Annotated in this window: 21 protein-coding genes; 14 read left to right on the top strand and 7 right to left on the bottom strand. The window is 63.8% G+C overall.

The window, feature by feature from the left end:
• Window positions 1–33: 33 nt before the first annotated feature.
• Window positions 34–771 (bottom strand): zinc-ribbon domain-containing protein, encoded by a 738-nt coding sequence (locus tag CWB41_RS01740; RefSeq protein WP_115835699.1) that lies wholly within the window; start codon window positions 769–771, stop codon window positions 34–36.
• 135 nt (window positions 772–906) lie between these two features.
• Here CWB41_RS01740 and ftsE point away from each other — a divergent pair, with 135 nt between their 5' ends.
• The 4 genes from ftsE (at window position 907) to CWB41_RS01720 (ending at window position 5256) form a co-directional block, all read left to right on the top strand.
• Complete coding sequence (gene ftsE, locus CWB41_RS01735) at window positions 907–1569, top strand: cell division ATP-binding protein FtsE (protein ID WP_115835700.1); 663 nt, start codon at window positions 907–909, stop codon at window positions 1567–1569.
• Window positions 1562–2542: a cell division protein FtsX gene (locus CWB41_RS01730; RefSeq protein WP_245441058.1), complete on the top strand. Its 981-nt coding sequence runs from the start codon at window positions 1562–1564 to the stop codon at window positions 2540–2542. Before ftsE ends, CWB41_RS01730 begins: the two co-directional genes overlap by 8 nt.
• Window positions 2543–2615: 73 nt before the next feature.
• Window positions 2616–3545: a slipin family protein gene (locus CWB41_RS01725; protein WP_115835701.1), complete on the top strand. Its 930-nt coding sequence runs from the start codon at window positions 2616–2618 to the stop codon at window positions 3543–3545.
• A gap of 103 nt (window positions 3546–3648) precedes the next feature.
• Window positions 3649–5256, top strand: a complete 1608-nt coding sequence (locus tag CWB41_RS01720) for a peptide chain release factor 3 (protein WP_115835702.1) — start codon at window positions 3649–3651, stop codon at window positions 5254–5256.
• On the opposite strand, the gene CWB41_RS01715 is transcribed toward CWB41_RS01720, so the two are convergent.
• Window positions 5238–6683, bottom strand: coding sequence for an exopolysaccharide biosynthesis polyprenyl glycosylphosphotransferase (locus tag CWB41_RS01715; protein ID WP_115835703.1), 1446 nt, complete (start codon window positions 6681–6683; stop codon window positions 5238–5240). The two genes, CWB41_RS01720 and CWB41_RS01715, sit on opposite strands and share 19 nt — an antisense overlap.
• Window positions 6684–6876: 193 nt before the next feature.
• Here CWB41_RS01715 and CWB41_RS01710 point away from each other — a divergent pair, with 193 nt between their 5' ends.
• From CWB41_RS01710 to CWB41_RS01690, 5 genes are all read left to right on the top strand, one after another.
• On the top strand, window positions 6877–7350 hold the full coding sequence (locus CWB41_RS01710; protein ID WP_129396375.1) for a hypothetical protein: 474 nt from the start codon (window positions 6877–6879) through the stop codon (window positions 7348–7350).
• A 20-nt stretch (window positions 7351–7370) separates the two neighbouring features.
• The gene (locus CWB41_RS01705) at window positions 7371–8204 is read left to right on the top strand and encodes a ribonuclease T2 family protein (protein WP_115835706.1); all 834 of its coding nucleotides are present in this window, start codon (window positions 7371–7373) and stop codon (window positions 8202–8204) included.
• A 117-nt stretch (window positions 8205–8321) separates the two neighbouring features.
• Window positions 8322–9179 (top strand): 23S rRNA (adenine(2030)-N(6))-methyltransferase RlmJ, encoded by an 858-nt coding sequence (locus CWB41_RS01700; protein ID WP_115835707.1) that lies wholly within the window; start codon window positions 8322–8324, stop codon window positions 9177–9179.
• A 100-nt stretch (window positions 9180–9279) separates the two neighbouring features.
• On the top strand, window positions 9280–9492 hold the full coding sequence (locus CWB41_RS01695) for a cold-shock protein (protein WP_115835708.1): 213 nt from the start codon (window positions 9280–9282) through the stop codon (window positions 9490–9492).
• 134 nt (window positions 9493–9626) lie between these two features.
• Window positions 9627–10229, top strand: coding sequence for a glutathione S-transferase family protein (locus CWB41_RS01690; protein ID WP_115835709.1), 603 nt, complete (start codon window positions 9627–9629; stop codon window positions 10227–10229).
• A gap of 43 nt (window positions 10230–10272) precedes the next feature.
• On the opposite strand, the gene CWB41_RS01685 is transcribed toward CWB41_RS01690, so the two are convergent.
• The gene (locus tag CWB41_RS01685; protein WP_115835710.1) at window positions 10273–10941 is read right to left on the bottom strand and encodes an outer membrane protein; all 669 of its coding nucleotides are present in this window, start codon (window positions 10939–10941) and stop codon (window positions 10273–10275) included.
• 317 nt (window positions 10942–11258) lie between these two features.
• Between CWB41_RS01685 and CWB41_RS01680 the strand changes: the two genes are divergently transcribed.
• Entirely contained in the window at window positions 11259–12017 is a 759-nt protein-coding gene (locus tag CWB41_RS01680) for an SDR family oxidoreductase (protein ID WP_115835711.1), read from the top strand.
• Between the two features lie 3 nt (window positions 12018–12020).
• Here the strand turns inward: CWB41_RS01680 and CWB41_RS01675 are convergent, their stop codons facing one another.
• The 3 genes from CWB41_RS01675 to CWB41_RS01665 form a co-directional block, all read right to left on the bottom strand.
• Window positions 12021–12266 carry a hypothetical protein gene (locus CWB41_RS01675; protein WP_115835712.1) on the bottom strand — a complete coding sequence of 82 codons (246 nt, stop codon included), beginning with the start codon at window positions 12264–12266 and terminating at the stop codon, window positions 12021–12023.
• Window positions 12267–12315: 49 nt separating this feature from the next.
• The gene (gene thpR, locus CWB41_RS01670) at window positions 12316–12846 is read right to left on the bottom strand and encodes an RNA 2',3'-cyclic phosphodiesterase (RefSeq protein ID WP_115835713.1); all 531 of its coding nucleotides are present in this window, start codon (window positions 12844–12846) and stop codon (window positions 12316–12318) included.
• Between the two features lie 149 nt (window positions 12847–12995).
• Window positions 12996–13673, bottom strand: coding sequence for an arylesterase (locus tag CWB41_RS01665; RefSeq protein ID WP_115835714.1), 678 nt, complete (start codon window positions 13671–13673; stop codon window positions 12996–12998).
• Here CWB41_RS01665 and CWB41_RS01660 point away from each other — a divergent pair.
• The 4 genes from CWB41_RS01660 to CWB41_RS01645 all read left to right on the top strand — a co-directional run bounded on the left by CWB41_RS01660 (window position 13654) and on the right by CWB41_RS01645 (window position 18765).
• Window positions 13654–14376 (top strand): ABC transporter ATP-binding protein, encoded by a 723-nt coding sequence (locus tag CWB41_RS01660; protein WP_115835715.1) that lies wholly within the window; start codon window positions 13654–13656, stop codon window positions 14374–14376. The two genes, CWB41_RS01665 and CWB41_RS01660, sit on opposite strands and share 20 nt — an antisense overlap.
• 215 nt (window positions 14377–14591) lie before the next feature.
• Window positions 14592–15269 carry a hypothetical protein gene (locus CWB41_RS01655; RefSeq protein WP_129396374.1) on the top strand — a complete coding sequence of 226 codons (678 nt, stop codon included), beginning with the start codon at window positions 14592–14594 and terminating at the stop codon, window positions 15267–15269.
• 36 nt (window positions 15270–15305) lie between these two features.
• Window positions 15306–17849: an ABC transporter permease gene (locus CWB41_RS01650; protein ID WP_115835717.1), complete on the top strand. Its 2544-nt coding sequence runs from the start codon at window positions 15306–15308 to the stop codon at window positions 17847–17849.
• Window positions 17850–17982: 133 nt separating this feature from the next.
• Window positions 17983–18765, top strand: coding sequence for a Bax inhibitor-1/YccA family protein (locus CWB41_RS01645; RefSeq protein ID WP_115835718.1), 783 nt, complete (start codon window positions 17983–17985; stop codon window positions 18763–18765).
• A gap of 81 nt (window positions 18766–18846) precedes the next feature.
• On the opposite strand, the gene CWB41_RS01640 is transcribed toward CWB41_RS01645, so the two are convergent.
• Window positions 18847–19278, bottom strand: coding sequence for a DUF2794 domain-containing protein (locus tag CWB41_RS01640; protein ID WP_245411185.1), 432 nt, complete (start codon window positions 19276–19278; stop codon window positions 18847–18849).
• Window positions 19279–19753: the final 475 nt, after the last annotated feature.

The following is a 19753-nucleotide window of genomic DNA, read 5'->3' as shown; positions in this document are numbered from 1 at the left end:
CCAGCAAAGCGTGGGCGGGGAGCCGATTGCACATCAGCGGCTGGCGAGCATATCCGTGTTGGCAAAGCGCGCGGCGACGTCGCGGCCCCCGGCCGGTGGCTGGGCGAGCCGGGCGCGGAAGAGCAGGCTGTCGCCGGCGGCGAGCGTCCGCCGCTCGGCGCGCACTGTCCAGGCGTAAAGCTCGTGGCCGTCCGCATCGCGAATCGCCAGCCGCACCGCCGGCACGGGGGTCGCGTCGGGGCGGAGATTGACGATTTCGCCTTCGACGCCGAGAAGCAACTGGCCGTCGAGGCGCGTCAGGCTGGTGTGAAGGTCGCGGATCGCCAGGCCGTTGTGCTCGACCGGGATGCCGATCGCCGCATAAAGACGCCCGGCTCCGGGCCAGGCGCGCGCAACCGTTCCGCGCGAGGCGATGAGCCCCATCGCCAGCGCGAGCAGCAGGGTTCCGGCGAAGCAATTGTGAACGAAGGCGGGAATGTGCGGCCGCGGCGCGGGTGGCGCGGGGGTCGAAACGGCGCGGGCGAAGCTTTTGTGCGCCGTGCCCGTGTGCGCCATGCCTTTGTGCCCCATGCCTGCCGTCAGCCGGTCGTCCGGCGAAATGCGCAGGTCCGGCGCGAACGGAACCGTGGCGTCTTCCTCGATGTCCGGCTTGCTGGGCTTTGCGAACCAGATCGTCTCGCAACGCGGACAGGCGACACGGCGGCCATTGGGTTCGAGCGTCGCCTTGGTGATATGGTAGGAGGCGCCGCAGCTCGGGCAGTCGATCAGCATGGCCGGTTCAAACTCGTTGATGAAAGGCGCCGCGATTCATTTCCCGCGTGATGCGGAGGATGGTCGGCTGCTATGGTTAATCTGCGGTTAAGGCCGTGATTCGTTTGGCGGAAACGCCCGGCGCAGGAGAATGTCTTGGTCCGATTTGAGAACGTCGGCCTGCGTTATGGGATGGGCGGCGAGATCTTGAAGGACATCAGCTTCGAGATAGAGCCGCATTCGTTCCAGTTTTTGACGGGCCCGTCCGGCGCCGGCAAGACCACGCTGCTTCGCCTCATTCTGCTGTCGCTGAAGCCGACGCGCGGCCTCATCTCGCTTTTCAACCGGGACGCCGCGCAGCTCAGCAAGGATCAGATCACCGATCTGCGCCGCCGCGTCGGCGTCGTGTTTCAGGATTTCCGCCTGCTCGATCATCTAACGACCTATGAGAATGTCGCCCTGCCGCTGCGGGTGCGGGGCCGCGACGAATCCTCTTATCGCGCCGAGGTCGTTGAACTTTTGCGCTGGGTTGGTCTTGGCGAGCATATACATGCGCTGCCGCCGGTGCTCTCGGGCGGCGAAAAGCAGCGCGCCGCCATTGCCCGCGCGCTCATCGTGCGGCCGGAGCTTCTGCTCGCCGACGAGCCGACCGGAAATGTCGATCCGACCCTGGCTCGCCGCCTCCTGCGGCTGTTCGCAGAATTGCACAAGTCGGGCACCGCCGTCGTCATCGCGACCCATGATCTCGCGCTGATGGACCAGTTCGAGACGGCGCGCCGTCTCGTGCTCGGCGATTGCCGGCTGCACATCTATGAGTGAGCGCGGCATGATCTACGCAAGCTCCGAAGAACAGCGCGGTCTCAGGCGCTTCGTCGATGAGGCGGATGCGGGCTTGCGCCGTGACGTGCCGCTGGTTCCCGCCGCCTCGATCGCGGGCCGCGCGCTTGTTACCGTCATTGCGATCATGACCTTCCTCGCCGGGCTCACGGCCGGCACGGCCATGCTGATCGCCAATGCCGCTGATGGCTGGCGCGGCGAGGTCGCGCGCGAGATGACAATCCAGGTGCGGCCCGTCACCGGCCGCGATCTCGACGCCGATGTAGCAGCTGCCCTTGATGCAGCGCGCGCCATTCCCGGCATCGCCGACGTCTATGCCTATAGCAAGGCGCAGTCGGAGGCTCTGCTCACGCCCTGGCTCGGCGCGGGTCTCGATCTCTCCGAGCTGCCGGTGCCGCGGCTCATCGTCGTCAAGCTCGATCCGAGGGCGGCGCTCGATGTCGATGCCTTGCGAAAGGCGGTGATAGACAAGGTGCCGAATGCGACGATCGACGATCACCGGCTGTGGCTGCAGCGGCTCTCCATCATGGCCGGCACTGTGGTCGTCATCGCCTTCGTCATACTCGCGCTCGTCATGGTGGCAATGGTTCTGGCGGTCGGCTTCGCAACGCGCGGCGCGATGGCGGGCAACCGCGAGATCATCGAAGTCCTGCATCTCGTCGGCGCCGCGGACGGCTATATTTCGCGCCAGTTCCAGCGGCATTTCTTCCGCCTCGGCCTGCGCGGCGGGATCATCGGCGGCGGCGCGGCGATCCTGGTTTTTCTGCTCTCGAGCTCCATATCTGTCTTGATGCGCACGACGGCCGGAGGCGATCAGCTCGAGGCGATGTTCGGCAGTTTCGCACTTTCGATCAAAGGCTATAGTGTCATCGTGCTCATCGCTGGCGGCATCGCCGTCACCACCGGGCTAGTTTCGCGCCTCATCGTGTTCCGGCGCCTGCGCGAGTTGCTGTAAATGATGCGCGGAGACTTGCCGGTCTCCCTGCGAAAAAGATCCAAATCGCTGTCCTTATGCGGAGGTCTACGCCATGCGGCAAAGGAACGCCCTTTCGACAGTGGTCTTCATCGTCATTCTTGTTGCCGGCCTTGGGCTCGATTTTCTCTATTTCGGCCCCAACGGCGGCTGGCTGGGCCCGGCATTCATCTTTGTCGTTGTGCTCGTCGCGGCCCTTGTCGCCACCGCGCTCAAGGTCGCCGACCCATGGACTCGCGCCGTCGTTCTGCGGCTCGGCCGTTTTCATGCGTTGCGCGGGCCGGGGCTGTTCTTCATTATTCCTGTAATCGATACGATTCCCTACTGGATCGATATCCGCGTCATCACGTCCACGTTCACGGCCGAGCGCACGCTCACCAAGGATACGGTGCCGGTGAATGTCGACGCCGTTCTCTTCTGGAAGGTCGTCGATCCGATGAAAGCGGCGCTCGACGTCGCTGACTATCAAAGTGCCATCAATTGGGCGGCGCAGACGGCGTTGCGCGACGTGATCGGCAAAACGATCCTCGCCGACATGCTTGAGGGCCGCGAAAAGATCAGCGTGGAGCTGCAACGGATCATCGACCTGCGCACCGAACCCTGGGGCATCAATGTCATTTCGGTCGAGGTCAAGGACGTCTTGATCCCGCCAGCGCTCGAAGATGCCATGTCGATGCAGGCGCAGGCCGAACGCGAGCGTCAGGCGCGTGTCATCCTCGGCGATTCCGAGCGCCAGATCGCCGAAAAGTTTGGCGAGGCGGCCGCGAGTTACGCCAACAACCCGACGGCCCTGCATTTGCGCGCAATGAATATGCTGTATGAGGGGCTGAAGCATAACTCGACGATCGTCATCGTGCCGAGCACGGCGGCCGACAGTATGCAGCTCGGCAGTCTCTCCGGACTGACGGCGCTTACGATGGGGTTGGGGGCACGGCAACCGGCCCCGTCGGCGCCACCCACGGCTCCTGACGAGCCGCCGGCGTGAAATCAGCCTCCTGCTGGGGAAAGGCGTCCACCCGGCTCAGGCTCCGGCGATTGACATTGCCACGCTCCCGCGCCACATCCATCGCGTCCTCTATTAAATTGCTATGACCGCACCCGATCCCGTCTCGCGTCGGCGTACCTTCGCCATCATCTCGCACCCCGATGCCGGCAAGACCACGCTGACTGAAAAGCTGCTGCTCTTCGGCGGCGCGATCGCGCTTGCCGGCGAGGTACGCGCCAAGGCCAATCGCCGCCAGACCCGCTCCGACTGGATGGGCATCGAGCGCGAACGCGGCATCTCCGTCGTCACCTCGGTGATGACCTTCGAATATGGCGGCTGCGTCTTCAATCTGCTCGATACGCCGGGCCACGAGGACTTCTCCGAGGACACCTATCGCACGCTGACGGCGGTCGATTCCGCCGTCATGGTGATTGACGCGGCCAAGGGCATCGAGGCGCGGACGCGCAAATTGTTCGAGGTCTGCCGCTTGCGCGACATTCCGATCGTCACTTTCATCAACAAGCTCGATCGCGAGAGCCGCGACCCGTTCGATCTTCTCGATGAGATCGAGAAGACATTGGCGCTCGATACCGCGCCGATCACCTGGCCGCTCGGCTCCGGCCGCGATTTCGCCGGCGTCTACGATCTGCGTCATGACGTCGTGCGCCGCCTCGAAGCAGCGGATGCGCCGCTCAAAGTCACGGGACCCAATGATCCGGCGCTCACCGCGCTTCTGCCGCCGCTGGAGGCGCAGACCATCCAGGATCAGGTCGAACTTGCGCGGGCGGCGCTCAAGCCGTTCGATAAGCAGGCCTTTCTCGAAGGCCATTTGACGCCGGTGCTGTTTGGCAGCGCGCTTCGTACCTTCGGTGTCAGGGATCTTATCGACGCGCTCGCCGAATTCGCGCCGCCGCCGCGCGGGCTTGAGGCCGCGAGCCGGCATGTCGATCCGCGCGAGTCGAAGATGAGCGGCTTCGTATTCAAGATCCAGGCGAACATGGACCCGAACCATCGCGACCGCATCGCGTTCGTGCGCGTCTCCTCCGGCAAACTCGTGCGCGGCATGAAAGCCAAGCTTGTGCGCACTGGCAAGAATCTGGCGCTCAACGCGCCGCAATTCTTCTTCGCCCAGGATCGCCACGTCGCCGATGAGGCCTATGCGGGCGATGTGGTCGGCATCCCGAACCACGGCACTTTGCGCATCGGCGACACCCTGACCGAGGGCGAGGATCTCGTCTTTCGCGGCGTGCCGAGCTTCGCGCCGGAAATCCTGCGCCGGGTGAAAATCTCCGACGCCATGCGGGCGAAGAAATTGCGTGAGGCTTTGCAGCAAATGGCCGAGGAGGGCGTCGTCCAGCTTTTCCTGCCCAACGATGGGTCGAATGCCATCGTCGGTGTCGTCGGCGCCCTGCAGCTCGATGTGCTGGTCGAGCGGCTCGCTGCCGAATACGGCCTTGTCGTAGCGCTTGAGACCTCGCGCTTCGAGCTTGCCCGCTGGGTGAGCGCGGAAAATCCGGCCGAGCTCGAAAAATTCTCGCGTGCTTATCCGACATCCATCGCGGTCGATCTCGACGGTGCGCCGGTCTATCTCGCCGCCTCCGCCTGGGACCTGCGTTATGAGCAGGAGAAATGGCCGGAGATCACCTTCGCCGACATCAAGGACTATCAGAAGGTCGAAGGCGGCAAGGGACGTCAGAAGGCGTTGGTATAGCCGCGCTTGCTGGTCAGCGTCAGCCACAGGATTTCGATATCGAACCACATCGACCAATGGTCGATGTAATAGAGGTCGTGCTCGACGCGGGCGCGCATCCGTTCTTCGCTCATGCCGCCGCGAAAACCGTTGATCTGCGCCCAGCCGGTAATGCCCGGCTTCATGTTATGACGGCGCGCGTAGAGCGCGATGCGCCGCTCGAAAATCTGGTCGATGACCAGCGCATGCGGGCGCGGACCGACGAGAGACATGTTGCCGATCAGGACGTTGAAGAGCTGCGGCAGTTCGTCGATATTATGCCGCCGGATGAATTCGCCGACGCGCGTGACCCGCGCGTCGCCCTTTTTGACCAGGGTAAGATCGGCGCTGTCCTCCAGCGTCGACATCGAGCGGAACTTGAAGATGCGGAAGGGCTGCTGGTTGAAGCCGTAGCGCCGCTGCTTGAAGATCACGGGGCCGGGGCTGTCGAGCTTGATCGCGATGGCGACGATCAGAAACAGCGGCGACAGCAGGATGAGGCCGAGGCCGGCGCAGACAATGTCGAACATCCGCTTGGCGATCCGCTCTGCGAGACTCAGCGGGTCGCGGACGATATTGAGGCTCGATACCGGGCCCGTCTTGGTGATGCGCGCCTTGGTGAAGCGGTCGAGCACGCTCTCCGGGCCGAGGTGGATCGAGGTCGGCACATGCAGGAAAGCTTCGATGGCGGCATCGATGGTCGGCTTCTCGCTCCACGGCGCCAGGATAAACACGTCGTCGGGCGCGAGCATCCGCGCCGAGGCACGGGCCAGCGCCAGATCTTCCTCGAGGCTCTGCGGCCCGCGCAGCACGGCGGCGCCGACGATGTGGACGCCGAAGACCCAGGGCTCGTAGCGCTTGGTGAAAGCTTCAAGTTCGGATTCATAGCCGAGCAGAAAGATGCGATGCGCGGCGATCTCGCCGCGGCGGGCGCGGGCGCGGGTCTGGATGGTGATCAACAGCCGGGCGAAATTGACTGCAACAAAGCCGCCGCCGAAGAGAATGAACAGGGCGAGCGGTTCGGAATCGGCGAGCGGCCGGCGCGAGATCAGCAGCACCAGCGTGCAGAGCACGGCGATGCTCCAGGGGACGATGGAGCGCTGGATGAGCCGGTCGAACGTCAGATATTTCGTCACCGAATAATCGTCGCGGATGGCGCTGACGCAGGTGAAGAATATTGAGGTCAGCAGTCCAAGCCGGGTATAGGTGCCGGCGGGCAGGGTGACGGCGGCATTGTGGAGAGACAGATGCGCCAGATAGGCGCAGGCCGTGATAAGGCCGAAATCGACCGCGGCGGCGAAAAACGCGAAGCTGCCACGCAGAAGCGCGGTGCTCTTGCGCGGCAGGGCGTTTGCCCAAGTGGCTCCGGTGGCCGCACGCAGCTCCGACTGCGGCTTGCCCCGAAACATTTCCAATCGGTCCCGAAGATTTGACACAGCAGCGTCCTAAAAGGACACACCCATGACCACAAAGCGGAACGCTTTTCGGGCCAGAGCGATATCCTGGCTCAGCCCCGCAATCGCTGTACCGTGTGTCCGCGGCGCCCTTGACGCTCGGAGCGCGGCGAAGCATCGTCTCGCCGCCCGAACCCCGGAGATCGACATGACAGGGTCCAAAGCTTCCGCTCTGGCGCGGTCCGCCTGTTTCGCCATGGCCTGTCTCGTGGCGGCGCCGTTCTGCGCCGCGTCGATCGCCACGGCCCGGCCCCTCATTCCGGCCGAGAAGCGCTATGATTCCTATGCCGGCGTGCTGCCGAGCTGCGCCGACCCGGGGGTTTTCGACCGAATCCGCTCGCTGTTCCATGATCGCGAGACGGAATTCTGGAAATCGGGTCTGGAGATCGTCAATCTCGGCGATATCCGCGAGATCGGCTTCCGCACCGAGGGGCTGGATTACATTCCGCGGCGTTATTGCTCGGCGCAGGTCTATCTCAACAATCAGGCGGTCCGCCCCGTCAGTTATTCGATCGTCGAGGACGCCGGCTTCATCGGCTTCAATTATGACGTCGAATGGTGTGTCGCTGGCCTCGATCGCAACCATTCCTATGGCGGCTATTGCCGCGATGCGCGGCCCTGAGCATCGGCAGGGAGGGCGGCATGGCAATCGTCTTGCGCCTGCTGCGGGCCGCCGTGCTTGCCGGCCTTTACGCGCTTTGCCCGCTTGGCGCGGCCGCGCAATATTCGGGCTGCATTCTTGACAATTGCGCAGACAAGAAGCCGCTGCCGCCACCGAATAGTGACCAGAACAAAGGCCCGAGCAGCGGCGATCAGGTCCCCGCGAGTCCCGGCGGGAGCGGCTCTTGGGCGCCGAGCGCGCCATCACCGCCGCCGAGCTATTCACCGCAGCCGAGCGGCGCCAGCGCGCCCGGCGATTTCGATTTCTATGTATTTTCGCTCTCCTGGTCTCCCGGCTTCTGCGATACGGGCGGGGACGAGAAGGCGCCCGACCAATGCCACGCCGGCAGCGGTCTCGGCTTCGTCGTGCATGGCCTATGGCCGCAATACAATCAGGGCTTTCCCTCTGACTGCGGCGGCGGCTCGCCATCCTGGATGGTGCTGCAATCGATCGAGGGGCTTTACCCCGACACTGGCCTCGCGCGCTATGAATGGCGCAAGCACGGCACCTGTTCGGGCAAGAGCCCGGCCGCCTATTTCGCCGATGTGCGCCGGGCGCGCGATCTCATTGTCGTCCCGCCGGCGTTCCAGAATGCGCAAACCGAACAGGATACCAGCGCGATCGAGATCGAGCGCGCCTTCTACACCGCCAACCCACGGCTACGGCCGGGCATGATGGCGGTCGAATGCGTCGGCCGCGAATTGTCGGAGGTCCGTTTTTGCCTGTCGAAGGACGTGCGCAATTTCGTGCCTTGTCCCGAGGTCGCGCAGCACTCCTGCTATGCGCCTGAGATCGCCGTCGCGCCGATGCGCTAGAACGTTTTCACGCGAAGTGGAGCCCGGTTCGCGTTATGAAAACGTTCTCATTCAAATTGTGAGACCGCTTTCGGACGGAAAACCGGTTTCCACTTTTCCTGAACGCGGTCTAACCGGATGAACTACCGCCACGCCTTCCATGCCGGCAATTTCGCCGATGTCTTCAAGCACGCGATCCTGACGCGCCTGCTTGTCTATCTTTGCCGCAAGGAGACGCCCTTCCGGGTCATCGATACCCATGCGGGCGAGGGCATCTATGATCTTTCGGACGAAAGGGCGGAAAAGACCGCCGAATGGCGCGGCGGCATTGGCCGGCTGCTCGAATCGCCGCCACCGTCCGAGGTCGCGGCATTGCTCGAACCCTATCTCGCGCTGGTCCGGCCGCTGATCTCGGCCGACCCGCCGCTCTATCCGGGCTCGCCCGCCTTGGCGCAGAAACTCACCCGGCCGCAGGACCGGATGATCTTCTGCGACGTGCATCCGGAGGTGATCCCGGCGCTCAAGGCGCGGCTCGGCCGCGATGCCAGGGTGAAGATCGTCGAGATCGACGGCTATATGGCGCTCAACGCTTTTGTGCCGCCGCGCGAGCGGCGCGGTCTTGTCCTCGTCGATCCGCCCTTCGAATCGAAATCCGAGTTCGAGGCGCTTAAAGCCGCCCTCTTGCTCGCGGTTGCGAGATGGCCGACGGGCACCTTCGCGATCTGGTTTCCGATCAAGGACCCGAGCGCCGTTGCCCATTTCGTAAGCGCGTTGGAGATGGAGCTGCCCCGGCAGGGCGTCAAAAACGTGCTCTATCTGCGGCTCGGGGTCGCGCCGCCGCGGCCGGATGCGCCTCTGGCGGCTAGCGGCCTGATAATTCTCAATCCTCCCTTCACGCTTGATGTGGAAGCCCGGCTGATTTTGCCGTATCTTGCCAAAACCATGGCGACCATGGGCCGGGGCGACGTCGAGGTCGCGTGGCTTGCCAAGCATTGACCAGTTGGTGTGCTTGCGGGCAGACGCGGGATAAGACTTTGCGTTGCGTCGAAAAATAAGCGTTGGCCAAAGCCAGCGTCGTAAAGTCAGGGAGAGAAATATGCCGCAGCAGGGAACTGTCAAATTTTTCAATGCCAACAAAGGGTTTGGCTTCATCACCCCGGACGGCGGCGGCCCTGATATCTTTCTGCATGTCACCGCTGTGGAGCGCGCCGGCCTGACGACGCTCAACGAGGGACAGCGCGTCAGCTTCGAGACCGAGCCGGACAAAAAGGGCAAAGGCCCCAAAGCCGTCGATTTGCATCTCGTCTAGATCGCGCTGCGCCCGGATTTCACAAATTCGGGATCGCGGATCGGGAAGATTCTGGTAATTGAGCCTCGAATTTGCGGGCGTAGGCCACGTCGGCGCGCGCCCGCACGCGCTCAAACCGGAACAGGTATTTCCAGATGATGATATTGCGCTCGGCGCCGGCGTCCCCGTTCGGCCGCAAGGTGAAGATTGCGGCGGACCTGCTCGGCCTGCACGACGAAATCGAGGTCGTGTTCGCCGATACGAGCGACCCCAGCGATTCGTTGCGGGGGCAGAATCCGCTCGGCAAGATTCCGGTGCTGATTCTCGCCGACGGCACGACGCTCTATGACAGCCGCGTCATCGTCGAATATCTCGACGCGCACGCCGGGGGCGATCGCCTCATTCCGGCGGAACCGGCGGCGCGCTGGCGTGTGCTGACCGCGGCGGCGCTTGCCGATGGGATCAATGACGCCGCGCTGCTGCAGGTCTATGAGAAGCGTTTCCGGCCGCCGGAACTCTGGTCGCAGGCGTGGGTGGATCGCCAGGCCGAGAAGGTAACGCGCGGCCTCGCTGCCTTCGCCGCGGCGCCGCCATCGGGCGCGCGGGACATCGCCCATATCGGACTTGCCTGCGCGCTCGGCTATCTCGATTTGCGTTTCGCCGGTGCCTGGCGGGACAAGCATCCCGTGCTTGTCGCCTGGCTCGACGCCTTCGCGGCCGATGTGCCGGCCTTCGCGGCGACGCGGGTGACGGCTTAGCACGTCCAGCCAGATCGACCCGGCTGGCCGTCAGGCGACTTTTTTAGAAGTGATAATTGACGCCGGCGCGCAGGGTCGAGAGGCTGAGGCCGGGGTGGATGCTGTCGATCGTCCCGTTGAAGAGATTGCCGCTGCCGTAATCGCTGTAGAGGTATTCCGCTTTCACCGAGACATTGTGCGTCAGGGCGAATTCGATACCGCCGCCGATCGTCCAGCCGTTCAGGAAGGTCGATTCATTGGCATAGATATTGGGCGAAGCGGCGTAGTCCGTGACCGAGCCTTTCAGATTTGCGCCGGTATAGCCGCCGGTGATGTAGACCAGTGTATGGTTGAAGGCATAGCCGAAGCGCACGCGCAGCGAGCCTTCGGCATTGACGTTACCGTTGGAATAGACGCCGCCGTAAGGGCTGTTCGAGCCGCTGATGCCGCCAAAAGCGATGTCGCCTTCGACGCCCGCGACCAGCGGCCCGGACTGATAATTATAGCCCGCCGTAATGCCGAAAAGGCCGCCATCCGCGCTGCCGAAATAGGGTGAGCCGCCGTTGGTGAAATTGCCGAAGCCGAAGGCCGCGTTGGCGCCGACATAGGCGCCCGTCCAGGTGAAGATCGGCGCCGGTTGATAATAGGGCGGCGGCGAATAGGGCGGCAGATCGGCGGCCAGCGCCGGGAAGCTCGCCGCCGTCGCGGCGATCGCCAGTAGAAGCCGTTTCATTCCTCACCTCACGCTACGAAACCTTCGATGCGGAGATTTAGCGGGGGCTGGTTACCTAAGAATTAAATAAAAGATTCGTAAAATACAAAATATCTTGAGTTATAATATATTAACCATGCCTATTAAGGTAATCTTCCCGGCGTGGTAAACAATATTCTAACACAAGTACTCAGCTATTACTTGGCTATATTATTTAACGCTGCTTGTTTAATGCGCCGTCTCTCAGGAGGCCGCCGCAAGAGGCTTGGCTGGCCTCGCATTTCGCGCCGCCGCGAAACTGCGTAAAAGGGCTGCCGGAACATCGAGGGGAGCAAGTCATGTCGCGCAAGGCCGCTTTGGTGACGGGCGCCGCCCGCCGGATCGGGCGCGCGATCGCCGAGCGCCTTGCCGGCGCGGGCTATGACCTCGCCATCCACGCCAGCGAAGCGACGCGGGCCGAGGCGGAGACACTCGCCGCGCATCTGCGGGAACAGGGCCGCAGGGCCGTCGTCATCGCTGCCGAACTCGCGGATGCCGAGCAGCCGGCGCGCATTGTCGAGGCCGCAACGGCGGCGCTCGGTCCGCTGTCTGTTCTTGTCAACAACGCCTCGATCTTCGAGCACGATGCGGCCGAGGCGATCGACGCCGCTTTGTTCGACAAGCTCGTCGCGATCAATCTGCGCGCGCCGCTGCTGCTCGCGCAGCATTTCGCCGCTCAGGTTCCGGAGGGAACGGACGCCGCGATCGTCAATCTGGTCGATCAGCGTGTTTTGCGGCCGACGCCGCAGTTCTTCTCTTACAGCATCAGCAAATCGGCGTTGTGGTGGGCGACGCAGACCCTCGCGCAGGCCTATGCGCCACGCCAGATCCGGGTGAACGCGATCGGGCCGGGGCCGGTGCTGCCGAATACGCCGCAGGGCGATGCCGCCTTCGAGAAGGAGGTCGGGGGCGTGCTGCTTCAGCGCGCCGTCCATGTCGAGGAGATCGCCGACGCGGTGCTCTATCTCGTCGAGGCGAAAAGTGTGACTGGCCAGATGATCGCCGTCGATGCCGGCCAGCATCTCGCCTGGCAGACGCCGGATATTTCGGAGGCTTGAAGGTTAGTCCGCGCTCGGCAGGCGGCGGATGGTGAATTCGATCTGCCCGTCCGCGAGTTCGCGCCAGGATTCGATCTCGGTCATATAGGCGGCCTTCGGGAAAGCATCGAACCATTCGTGCGCCTTGGCGCGGGCCTCGCCACGCGGCAGCGTGTAGGTCTCGCGCCGCCAGGCGCCGGGCGATTCGCGCTTGGGCCGCCGGCTCAGGCGGCGGGCAATCTCTAGGGGTGTCTTGCGTCCCGCATTCATGTCGCGGCTCCCGTGAAGGAGATAAGGCGCCGTGCGGTTTTCGCCAGGTTTACCCCAGCGGAAAGTCCGCCTCGACCAGATAGGGCCCGCCGCCGGTGGCAGAGCGCGCCGAGAACAAAACAAATCGTGTCGCCTCGAAGCGGCGCGAGAAGAAACCGCGCGTCGTCAGATAAGCGGCGACGGCCGCGCTGGAGGCGTCGCGCAGCCGCGCGAGCGTGATGTGCGGGGTGAATTTGCGCGGTTCGGGCGGAATGCCGATCCGCCGCATCAGCCGTTCCTGCTCGGCCTGGAGCTCGACGAGCGGCGCGGCCGGCTTCGCCTTGGCGATGATCGCGCGCGGCTTGCCGCCGCCGAAGGAATCAAGCCCCTCCAGCGTAACGGTGAAGGCCGGCCGGCGAATCTGTTCCAGCGTGCCGCAGACATCGCGCGCCGTGGCATAGTCGATATCGCCGATGAAGCGGAGCGTGAGATGATAACGATCGGTGTCGATCCAGCGAGCGCCGGAGATACCTCCGCGCAGCATTCCGAGATCGCTGGCAAGATCGGAAGGAATCTCGAGACCCGTGAACAAACGGGGCATGGGATCCTCCTCTCGATGAGGACCGCGCCGTAATCACGAAGCGCGATCGCGACAGGAAACGGGCCTGTGCATCGCCGCTGATGCGTCAACGCACCGAATCGATTCCGACTACGCTCATTTTGGCCCGGATTTAATTTTTGAGAAAGACCTTATTGCGCTGCGAGAGAGCGGACGAACATCTCCGCTTGCGGCAGAAGTCCGGCGACGATCCGCTCGACCCCAGCGCGGTTCGGATGCAGGCCGTCGGCGAGTTCGAGGCTCCGGTCGCCTGTGACCCCTTGCAGGAAGAATGGATAGAGCGGCACTTTGTATTTCGCCGCCAGCGCCGGATAGATCGCATCGAAGGCCTGCACATAGTCGGGGCCGAGGCTCGGCGTCGCGCGCATGCCGGCGATTAGCACCTTGATGTGCCGCGCCGCGAGCCTGGCAAGGATCGCATCGAGCGTTTGGCGTGTGCGGGGGGGGGCGAGGCCACGCAGCATGTCGTTGGCGCCGAGTTCGAGGATAACGCCATCGGCGCCATCGGCGAGAGCCCAATCGAGCCGTGCGAGCCCATCCTCCGCCGTATCGCCGGAGACACCGGCATTGATGATCGTGACGTCATAGCCCGTTTTGCGCAGCGTCTTTTCCAGCACGGCGGGGAAGGTGGCATCGGCCGGTAGCTCCGGGCCTGCCGTCAGACTGTCGCCGAAGGCGATGATCTTGAGCGGCTTGGCGACGGCGGCCGCCGTCGCGAAAAGCCCGAAAACCGCCGGAATTGAAAGCGCTAGTGCGACAGCGAGAGCGAAGCGGAATCTGGACGCGATAATGAACGATGCGGCGATCATATTTGACGATGTCGATTTGAGCCTTGGCCGCGGCGCGGCGCGCGTTCATATCCTGAAAAGCATCTCCTTGGCCATCGCGCGCGGTTCCTCGGTAGGGCTGACGGGGCCCTCCGGCTCGGGCAAATCGACGTTGCTGATGGCGATGGCGGGGCTCGAGCGGCCGCAATCCGGCACGGTGACGGTCGACGGCACGGCTCTGCACGCGCTCAGTGAAGACGCCTTGGCGCGCTTTCGCGGCGCGCGGATCGGCATCGTCTTTCAATCGTTCCATCTCATCCCGACGATGACGGCACTCGAAAATGTCGCCGTGCCGCTCGAACTCGCCGGCGTGGCGCAAGCCTTCCAGCGGGCGGAAGCGGAGCTTGCGACGGTGGGCCTCGCCGACCGGCTGGCGCATTATCCGGCCGAGCTTTCGGGCGGCGAGCAGCAGCGCGTCGCTTTGGCGCGGGCTCTGGCCCCCAATCCGTCGATCCTCATTGCCGACGAGCCGACCGGCAATCTCGATGAGGAGAACGGAACCCACGTGATCGAACTCCTCTTCGGTTTGCAGCGCGCGCGGGGCGCGACGCTGGTCCTCGTCACGCATGATGCGGCTTTGGCGGCACGCTGCGACCGCGTCCTGCGCCTGCGCTCCGGGCGGATCACCTCGGACGCGGCGCCGTCCGCGCGAGCGATCGCGCCGGGGCTTATCGCCAACGACTGATCGGCGGCGCAGGCACAAACCGCCGCCAAAATAACTAAAAAATTACCTGTCGCGTTCAAAATCCGTCCACGGCGCGCCTGCCCCCCGCGCGTCGGAGATCAATGATGGACACGCCGACAAAGCCTTCCCACAGATTTAACATATGGAGCCTCGTGAATCCGGGGGAGGTTGAAAGCCGTCCAGTTGGGGGGCCCAAGGCCGGTGTCAGCGCGTCCGTGACAGGCCAGCCGCAGCATCCGCGTCAAAGTGACTCGTTCATCCGCGGCGCCAATGACCGTCGCCGCCCTTCGACGACGGTCGCCCGCCCGACGATGCGGCCTTTCAGCGGCAAATGCGTGCTGCCGAATGGCGCGGAGCTGACCTGCGTGACGCAGCGGGTCACGCCCGAGCGCATCGTGCTCATCTATAACGAGCCCGGTGGGGGAAAAGTCGCCATACCTTTGAATATGAAGGTCGGGATTGATCTCGAATATTTCGGCCTGGTCCAGGGCGTCGTCCGCGATCAAAGCGAGAGCGGTTTTTCCATCGCGCCGGACATCGTCTATCACGAGAAGATCGTTGCCAGGCTCGCCGAGCTTCACGCGGGGGGGCTCGATCTCGAAAACGAGCGTGACAATATCGAGCGGCTGATGGCGCGGATCACGCTGCGCAATCCGGCCTGCGTCTACAGGCTCGTTGATTCCGACACCACTCTCTACCGGGCGAAGATCGCGCTGTTGTCGCACAAGGTGGCGACGCTGCGGACCGCGCAAATCCAGCGGGCCGGAACGCGCATCCTGCTCGGCTGGCGGGACGCCAAGTCCGGCAAGGTTCTGCGCAGCTTCGAGAGCGGCTTTACCGTCGAATTCGACCAGATGATCGAAAGCCTGGACGAAAACCTCAGGTTCGACTGACCCCACTTCGCCACAAAGCCGTGGCACGGCCAGCCGATGCCCGCATCCGCCTTTCGACCGTTTTCTCTGGCCGTCCGTCTGGCGCTGCGCGACTTTCGCGGTGGTCTCGGCGGCTTTTTCATCCTCATCGCCTGTCTGACGCTCGGGCTGATGGCGATTGTCGGCGTCGGCTCGATCACGCGCTCGCTCGCGCAAGGCCTCGTCGAGAAAGGCCGCATTATCCTCGGCGGCGATATTTCCTTTGATCTCATTCAGCGCGAGGCGACGCCCGGCGAACGTGCCGTGCTCGCGTCCTATGGCAATCTCAGCCGGATTGCACTGATCCGCGCCATGGCCCGAAGCGCCGATGCCGAGGTAGCGCTGATCGAGATGAAGGCCGTCGATGCGAGCTATCCCGTCGCGGGCCAGGTGGGGCTGAACCCGCCGCAAGACCTGGCCAGCCTGCTGGCCTTTCGCGACGGCGCTTTTGGCGTCGCTGCGGACTCGGCGTTCGCCGCGCGGCTTAATCTCAAGCCCGGCGCACGCTTCAAGGTCGGCGTGGCAACCTTCGCCCTGCGCGCCATCCTGACGAGCGAACCGGACAAGCTCGCCGCCGGCGTCGGCTTCGGCCCGCGCGTCATCGTGTCCGACGCGGCGTTGAGGGCGACGAAACTCCTGCAGCCGGGTGCGCTGGTGCGCTGGCTTTACCGGCTCTCGCTGCGGCCGGACGAAACGCCGGAAGCGGTCCGCGCGGCGGTTCGCAAGGCATTGCCGTCCGCCGGCTTCGACATCAGGACATGGAAAAACGTCTCGCCGGAATTTTCGCGAGATCTGGACCGCTTCAGCCAGTTCCTGATCCTCGTCGGGCTCAGCGCTCTGCTCATCGGCGGGGTTGGCGTCGCCAATGCGTCGACAAGCTTCGTCGAACGCAAGACCGAAACCATCGCGACCTTGAAGGCGCTTGGCGCGTCCGGCTTTTTCGTCTTCTTCGTCATGTTGATCGAGGTGCTGGCCATGGCGTCGATCGGCATGGCCGCCGGCATCGCGCTCGGCGTCGCGCTGCCCTTCGCGCTCAATGCGGCCTTTGCCGCTTTCCTGCCGTTTCCCTTCGTGCCGGGAGTGTTCCCGGGCGAGATCGGCGCGGGCCTCATCTATGGCACGCTGACGGTGCTGGCCTTCGCGCTGCTGCCGCTCGGGCGCGCGCATGACGTGCCGGTCTCGGCCCTTTTCCGTGACGAGATCGCGCCGGAAAAGCCGCTGCTGAAGCCGTTTTATCTCGTGCTGTTCGCGCTCGCCGCCGGGGGACTTGCGCTCTCGGTTCTCGTCTTCTCGCCAGACCGCAAACTGGCGCTCGTTTTCATCGTCGCCTCCCTCGGCGCCTTCGCACTGCTGCGTGGCGCCGCGACGCTCATCATGCGCGGAGCAAAAAAGATCCGCCCGCGCGATATCGAGCTGCGGCTCGCAATCGCCAACCTGCACCGGCCCGGCGCGCTGACGCCGGTCATCATTCTCTCGCTCGGGCTCGGGCTCACGCTGATCGTTGCGTTGACGCTCATCGACGGCAATCTGCATGCGCTCTTCAACCGCGGGCGCACCGGTGCCGTGCCGGATTTCTTTTTCCTCGGCGTTGAGAAGGCGCAGACACCGGCCTTCCGCGATTTCGTGCTGGCCGACGCGCCGGGCGGCCAGATCGAAATCGTGCCGATGCTGCGTGGGCGCATCGTGCGGCTCAAGGGACAGCCGGCCGAGAGCGTGAAGATCAGTGCCGACGCCGCCTGGGCCCTGCAAGGCGATCGCGGCATCACCGTCGCCGCGACATTGCCCGCCGGCTCGAAGCTCGTCGCGGGGCGTTGGTGGCCGCAAAATTATGCCGGGCCGCCGGAAGTCTCTATTGCAGCAGACATCGCGGCGGGGCTGGGTCTTGGCCTCGGCGACAGCATCACCGTCAATGTGCTCGGCCGCGAGATCGAGGCGCGTATCGTCAGTCTGCGCAAAGTCGATTGGACCAATCTCGGCATCAATTTCGTGCTCGTCTTTTCGCCCGCGACCTTCGCCGGCGCGCCTTATTCCAATCTCGCGACGCTTGCCTTCACCACGCCGCCGCCGGAGGCGAGGGAGCGGAGGCTGGTCCGGGATATTGCAATGGCCTATCCCGATGTCGTGAGTCTGCGCCTCAAGGATGCGCTTGAGGCCGTGCGGCAGGTCGTCGACGAACTGGCCGCTGCGGTGCGTGGCGCGGCGGCCGTCGCGCTGCTCGCCGCCACCCTGGTTCTGGCCGGGGCGCTCGCCGCCGGGCAGCGGGCGCGGCTTTATGACGTGGTGGTGCTGAAAGTGCTCGGCGCGACCCGGCGGCGGCTCATTGTCTCGCTCATCTGCGAATTCGGCCTCATCGGCGCCGCGGCAGCGCTTTTCGGCGTCGTTGCGGGAAGCGCCGCCGCGCTCGCCGTCGTGCAACTCGTCATGAAGCTCGATTTCGTCTGGCTCTGGCCGCAGGCGCTCGTCGCCGCGGCCGTCGCGCTCATCGCCGCGGTTGCGCTTGGACTTTTCGGAACATGGCGGATTCTGGGTCGTAAACCCGCCGAAACCTTACGAAATTTATAGGTTTCGCCATGTCCTGAAGCGTGGCGGCGGCCTTGTATGACTTTGGCCGCTGGGCCATATTATCGGCGATGTTCCCGCCGGACGAGAGATCGGCGGCCGGAGGCGATCAAGCCTCCTAACCCACGAGGAAACAATGTCCGACTTCGACCGCAACACCGCCCGCTGGGGGCAGAGCGTTCCCCAGGCAGGCCGTGCCCAGATCGACCAGGGCCTTCGCTCCTACATGCTCGGCGTCTACAACAATATGGTGATCGGCCTCGCAGTCACGGGCCTTTTCGCCTATGGCGCCAATTTGCTGGCGGTAACGCACGATCCGGCGCAGGCGGTCGCGCACCTCGGCAACATTTATCTCACGGCTTTTGGCCAGGCGATCTATTTCAGCCCGCTCAAGTGGCTGGTCGTGTTCGCGCCGCTGGCGCTCGTCTTCTTCTTTTCGTTCCAGATCAACCGCATCTCGGCCTCGACGGCACGCGCGTTGTTCTTCGTCTTCTCGGCGGCAATGGGCTTGTCGCTCTCGACCTTGGTGCTGGTCTATACCGGCAATTCGATCGCTCGCGCGTTCTTCATTACGGCGGGCTCCTTCGGCGCGCTGAGCCTTTACGGCTATACGACGCCGCGTTCGCTCTCGGCGATGGGCTCGTTCATGATGATGGGCCTGTTCGGGCTTATCATCGCCAGCGTCGTCAACATCTTCCTGCACAGCACGGGCCTGCAGTTCGCGCTGAGCATTTTGACGGTGATCATCTTCGCCGGCCTCACCGCCTGGGACACGCAGTCGATCAAGGAAATGTATTACGCTTCCGACGATCACGAGACGGCGGAAAAGAAGTCGGTCAACGGCGCGCTGCGCCTCTATCTCGACTTCATCAACATCTTCGTCGCGGTGCTGCAGCTCACCGGCTCGCGCAACAACTAAAGCAGATGCGATGTTTCGCATCTGCGCCATAAAGACGAAGACCTGAGATAGAAATAAAGCCCCGCTCCGGCGGGGCTTTTGTCATCCGGAGACCAAGCTCAGCTTCTTCTCCAGCACGCCGATGACGCGCTTGAGATCGTGACCGCGCTTCAGGATCAGCCCGGTCGCGGCGATGACGCTGTAGAGGCCCTGCTTGCGCGCCGTCTTGGGGTTTTTCTCGATCCGGTAGAGCGGGAATTCCGCCGTCCGCCGGTAGATAGAGAACACCGCCTTCTGGCTGGTGAAGGAGATGGCGTAATCGCGCCATTCGCCGGCGGCGACCTTGCGGCCATAAAGATCAAGAATATCGCGTAATTCCTGCCGGTCGAAAGTCACCTGCGCTGGCGACGGGGCGGAGCGGGGCGGGCTGCTGGCGGTCTGGCTTGGCACAGTCTGGCTTCGTGCAGTTTGGCTTGGGCTGAGCGGCACGATGCGTGCCGCCAGGAAATTCTCGTCCGCCGACTCCATGCTCATACCGGCCCTCCACCCCCATGATTGCGGAAAGCGCGGGAGCCGGCAAGCCTTTCGGCGACCTGGCAGGAGCGCGCGGCGCTGGCGCTCAACTTTTCTTGCGCCGGCATGAGGTTGTGATTCTGCCAGCCTCGTAATTATTTGAAATATAAAAGAATTAATCATCAAATCCGTCGCTGTGGACGGCGTCAGCGAATCACAGTTTCGCCCTTTTGCAGCCCAGTACCCGCCGATTTGGGGGATGAAACTTCCACTCTGTCGCCAAGGGTTCGGACGCGGTTCTAGCGGACTCGTCAGCCCCCCAGCCCCCCGCTGGATCGTGATTGGGCCCGCCTCAGATGAGATGCGGCGACACTATAGGGCCGGCTTGAAGCCTTCTTGCTTCAGCCGGCCCCTTTTTATCCATCCTTGTTCCATCTCCTCCCGGCGCCCGGCTCGCGCTTCGCCTTGAATTCGCATGTCGCAAAAGCGATATGTG

Source organism: Methylovirgula ligni, from assembly GCF_004135935.1.
Lineage (GTDB): Bacteria > Pseudomonadota > Alphaproteobacteria > Rhizobiales > Beijerinckiaceae > Methylovirgula > Methylovirgula ligni.
The sequence above is the reverse complement of the archived record's forward strand: the minus strand, read 5'-3'. Positions and strand labels throughout refer to the sequence as shown.

What these genes read in the sequence shown, in the direction of transcription:
- CWB41_RS01690 (WP_115835709.1), top strand. Translation starts at nt 9,627, where the DNA reads ATGATGATATTGCGCTCGGCGCCGGCGTCCCCGTTCGGCCGCAAGGTG.
- CWB41_RS01710 (WP_129396375.1), top strand. Translation starts at nt 6,877, where the DNA reads ATGACAGGGTCCAAAGCTTCCGCTCTGGCGCGGTCCGCCTGTTTCGCC.
- CWB41_RS01660 (WP_115835715.1), top strand. Translation starts at nt 13,654, where the DNA reads ATGAACGATGCGGCGATCATATTTGACGATGTCGATTTGAGCCTTGGC.
- CWB41_RS01695 (WP_115835708.1), top strand. Translation starts at nt 9,280, where the DNA reads ATGCCGCAGCAGGGAACTGTCAAATTTTTCAATGCCAACAAAGGGTTT.
- CWB41_RS01720 (WP_115835702.1), top strand. Translation starts at nt 3,649, where the DNA reads ATGACCGCACCCGATCCCGTCTCGCGTCGGCGTACCTTCGCCATCATC.
- CWB41_RS01675 (WP_115835712.1), bottom strand. Translation starts at nt 12,266, where the DNA reads ATGAATGCGGGACGCAAGACACCCCTAGAGATTGCCCGCCGCCTGAGC.
- CWB41_RS01725 (WP_115835701.1), top strand. Translation starts at nt 2,616, where the DNA reads ATGCGGCAAAGGAACGCCCTTTCGACAGTGGTCTTCATCGTCATTCTT.
- CWB41_RS01665 (WP_115835714.1), bottom strand. Translation starts at nt 13,673, where the DNA reads ATGATCGCCGCATCGTTCATTATCGCGTCCAGATTCCGCTTCGCTCTC.
- CWB41_RS01705 (WP_115835706.1), top strand. Translation starts at nt 7,371, where the DNA reads ATGGCAATCGTCTTGCGCCTGCTGCGGGCCGCCGTGCTTGCCGGCCTT.
- CWB41_RS01680 (WP_115835711.1), top strand. Translation starts at nt 11,259, where the DNA reads ATGTCGCGCAAGGCCGCTTTGGTGACGGGCGCCGCCCGCCGGATCGGG.
- CWB41_RS01640 (WP_245411185.1), bottom strand. Translation starts at nt 19,278, where the DNA reads ATGAGCATGGAGTCGGCGGACGAGAATTTCCTGGCGGCACGCATCGTG.
- thpR (WP_115835713.1), bottom strand. Translation starts at nt 12,846, where the DNA reads ATGCCCCGTTTGTTCACGGGTCTCGAGATTCCTTCCGATCTTGCCAGC.
- CWB41_RS01700 (WP_115835707.1), top strand. Translation starts at nt 8,322, where the DNA reads ATGAACTACCGCCACGCCTTCCATGCCGGCAATTTCGCCGATGTCTTC.
- CWB41_RS01730 (WP_245441058.1), top strand. Translation starts at nt 1,562, where the DNA reads ATGAGTGAGCGCGGCATGATCTACGCAAGCTCCGAAGAACAGCGCGGT.
- CWB41_RS01715 (WP_115835703.1), bottom strand. Translation starts at nt 6,683, where the DNA reads ATGTTTCGGGGCAAGCCGCAGTCGGAGCTGCGTGCGGCCACCGGAGCC.
- CWB41_RS01645 (WP_115835718.1), top strand. Translation starts at nt 17,983, where the DNA reads ATGTCCGACTTCGACCGCAACACCGCCCGCTGGGGGCAGAGCGTTCCC.
- CWB41_RS01685 (WP_115835710.1), bottom strand. Translation starts at nt 10,941, where the DNA reads ATGAAACGGCTTCTACTGGCGATCGCCGCGACGGCGGCGAGCTTCCCG.
- CWB41_RS01740 (WP_115835699.1), bottom strand. Translation starts at nt 771, where the DNA reads ATGCTGATCGACTGCCCGAGCTGCGGCGCCTCCTACCATATCACCAAG.
- CWB41_RS01650 (WP_115835717.1), top strand. Translation starts at nt 15,306, where the DNA reads ATGCCCGCATCCGCCTTTCGACCGTTTTCTCTGGCCGTCCGTCTGGCG.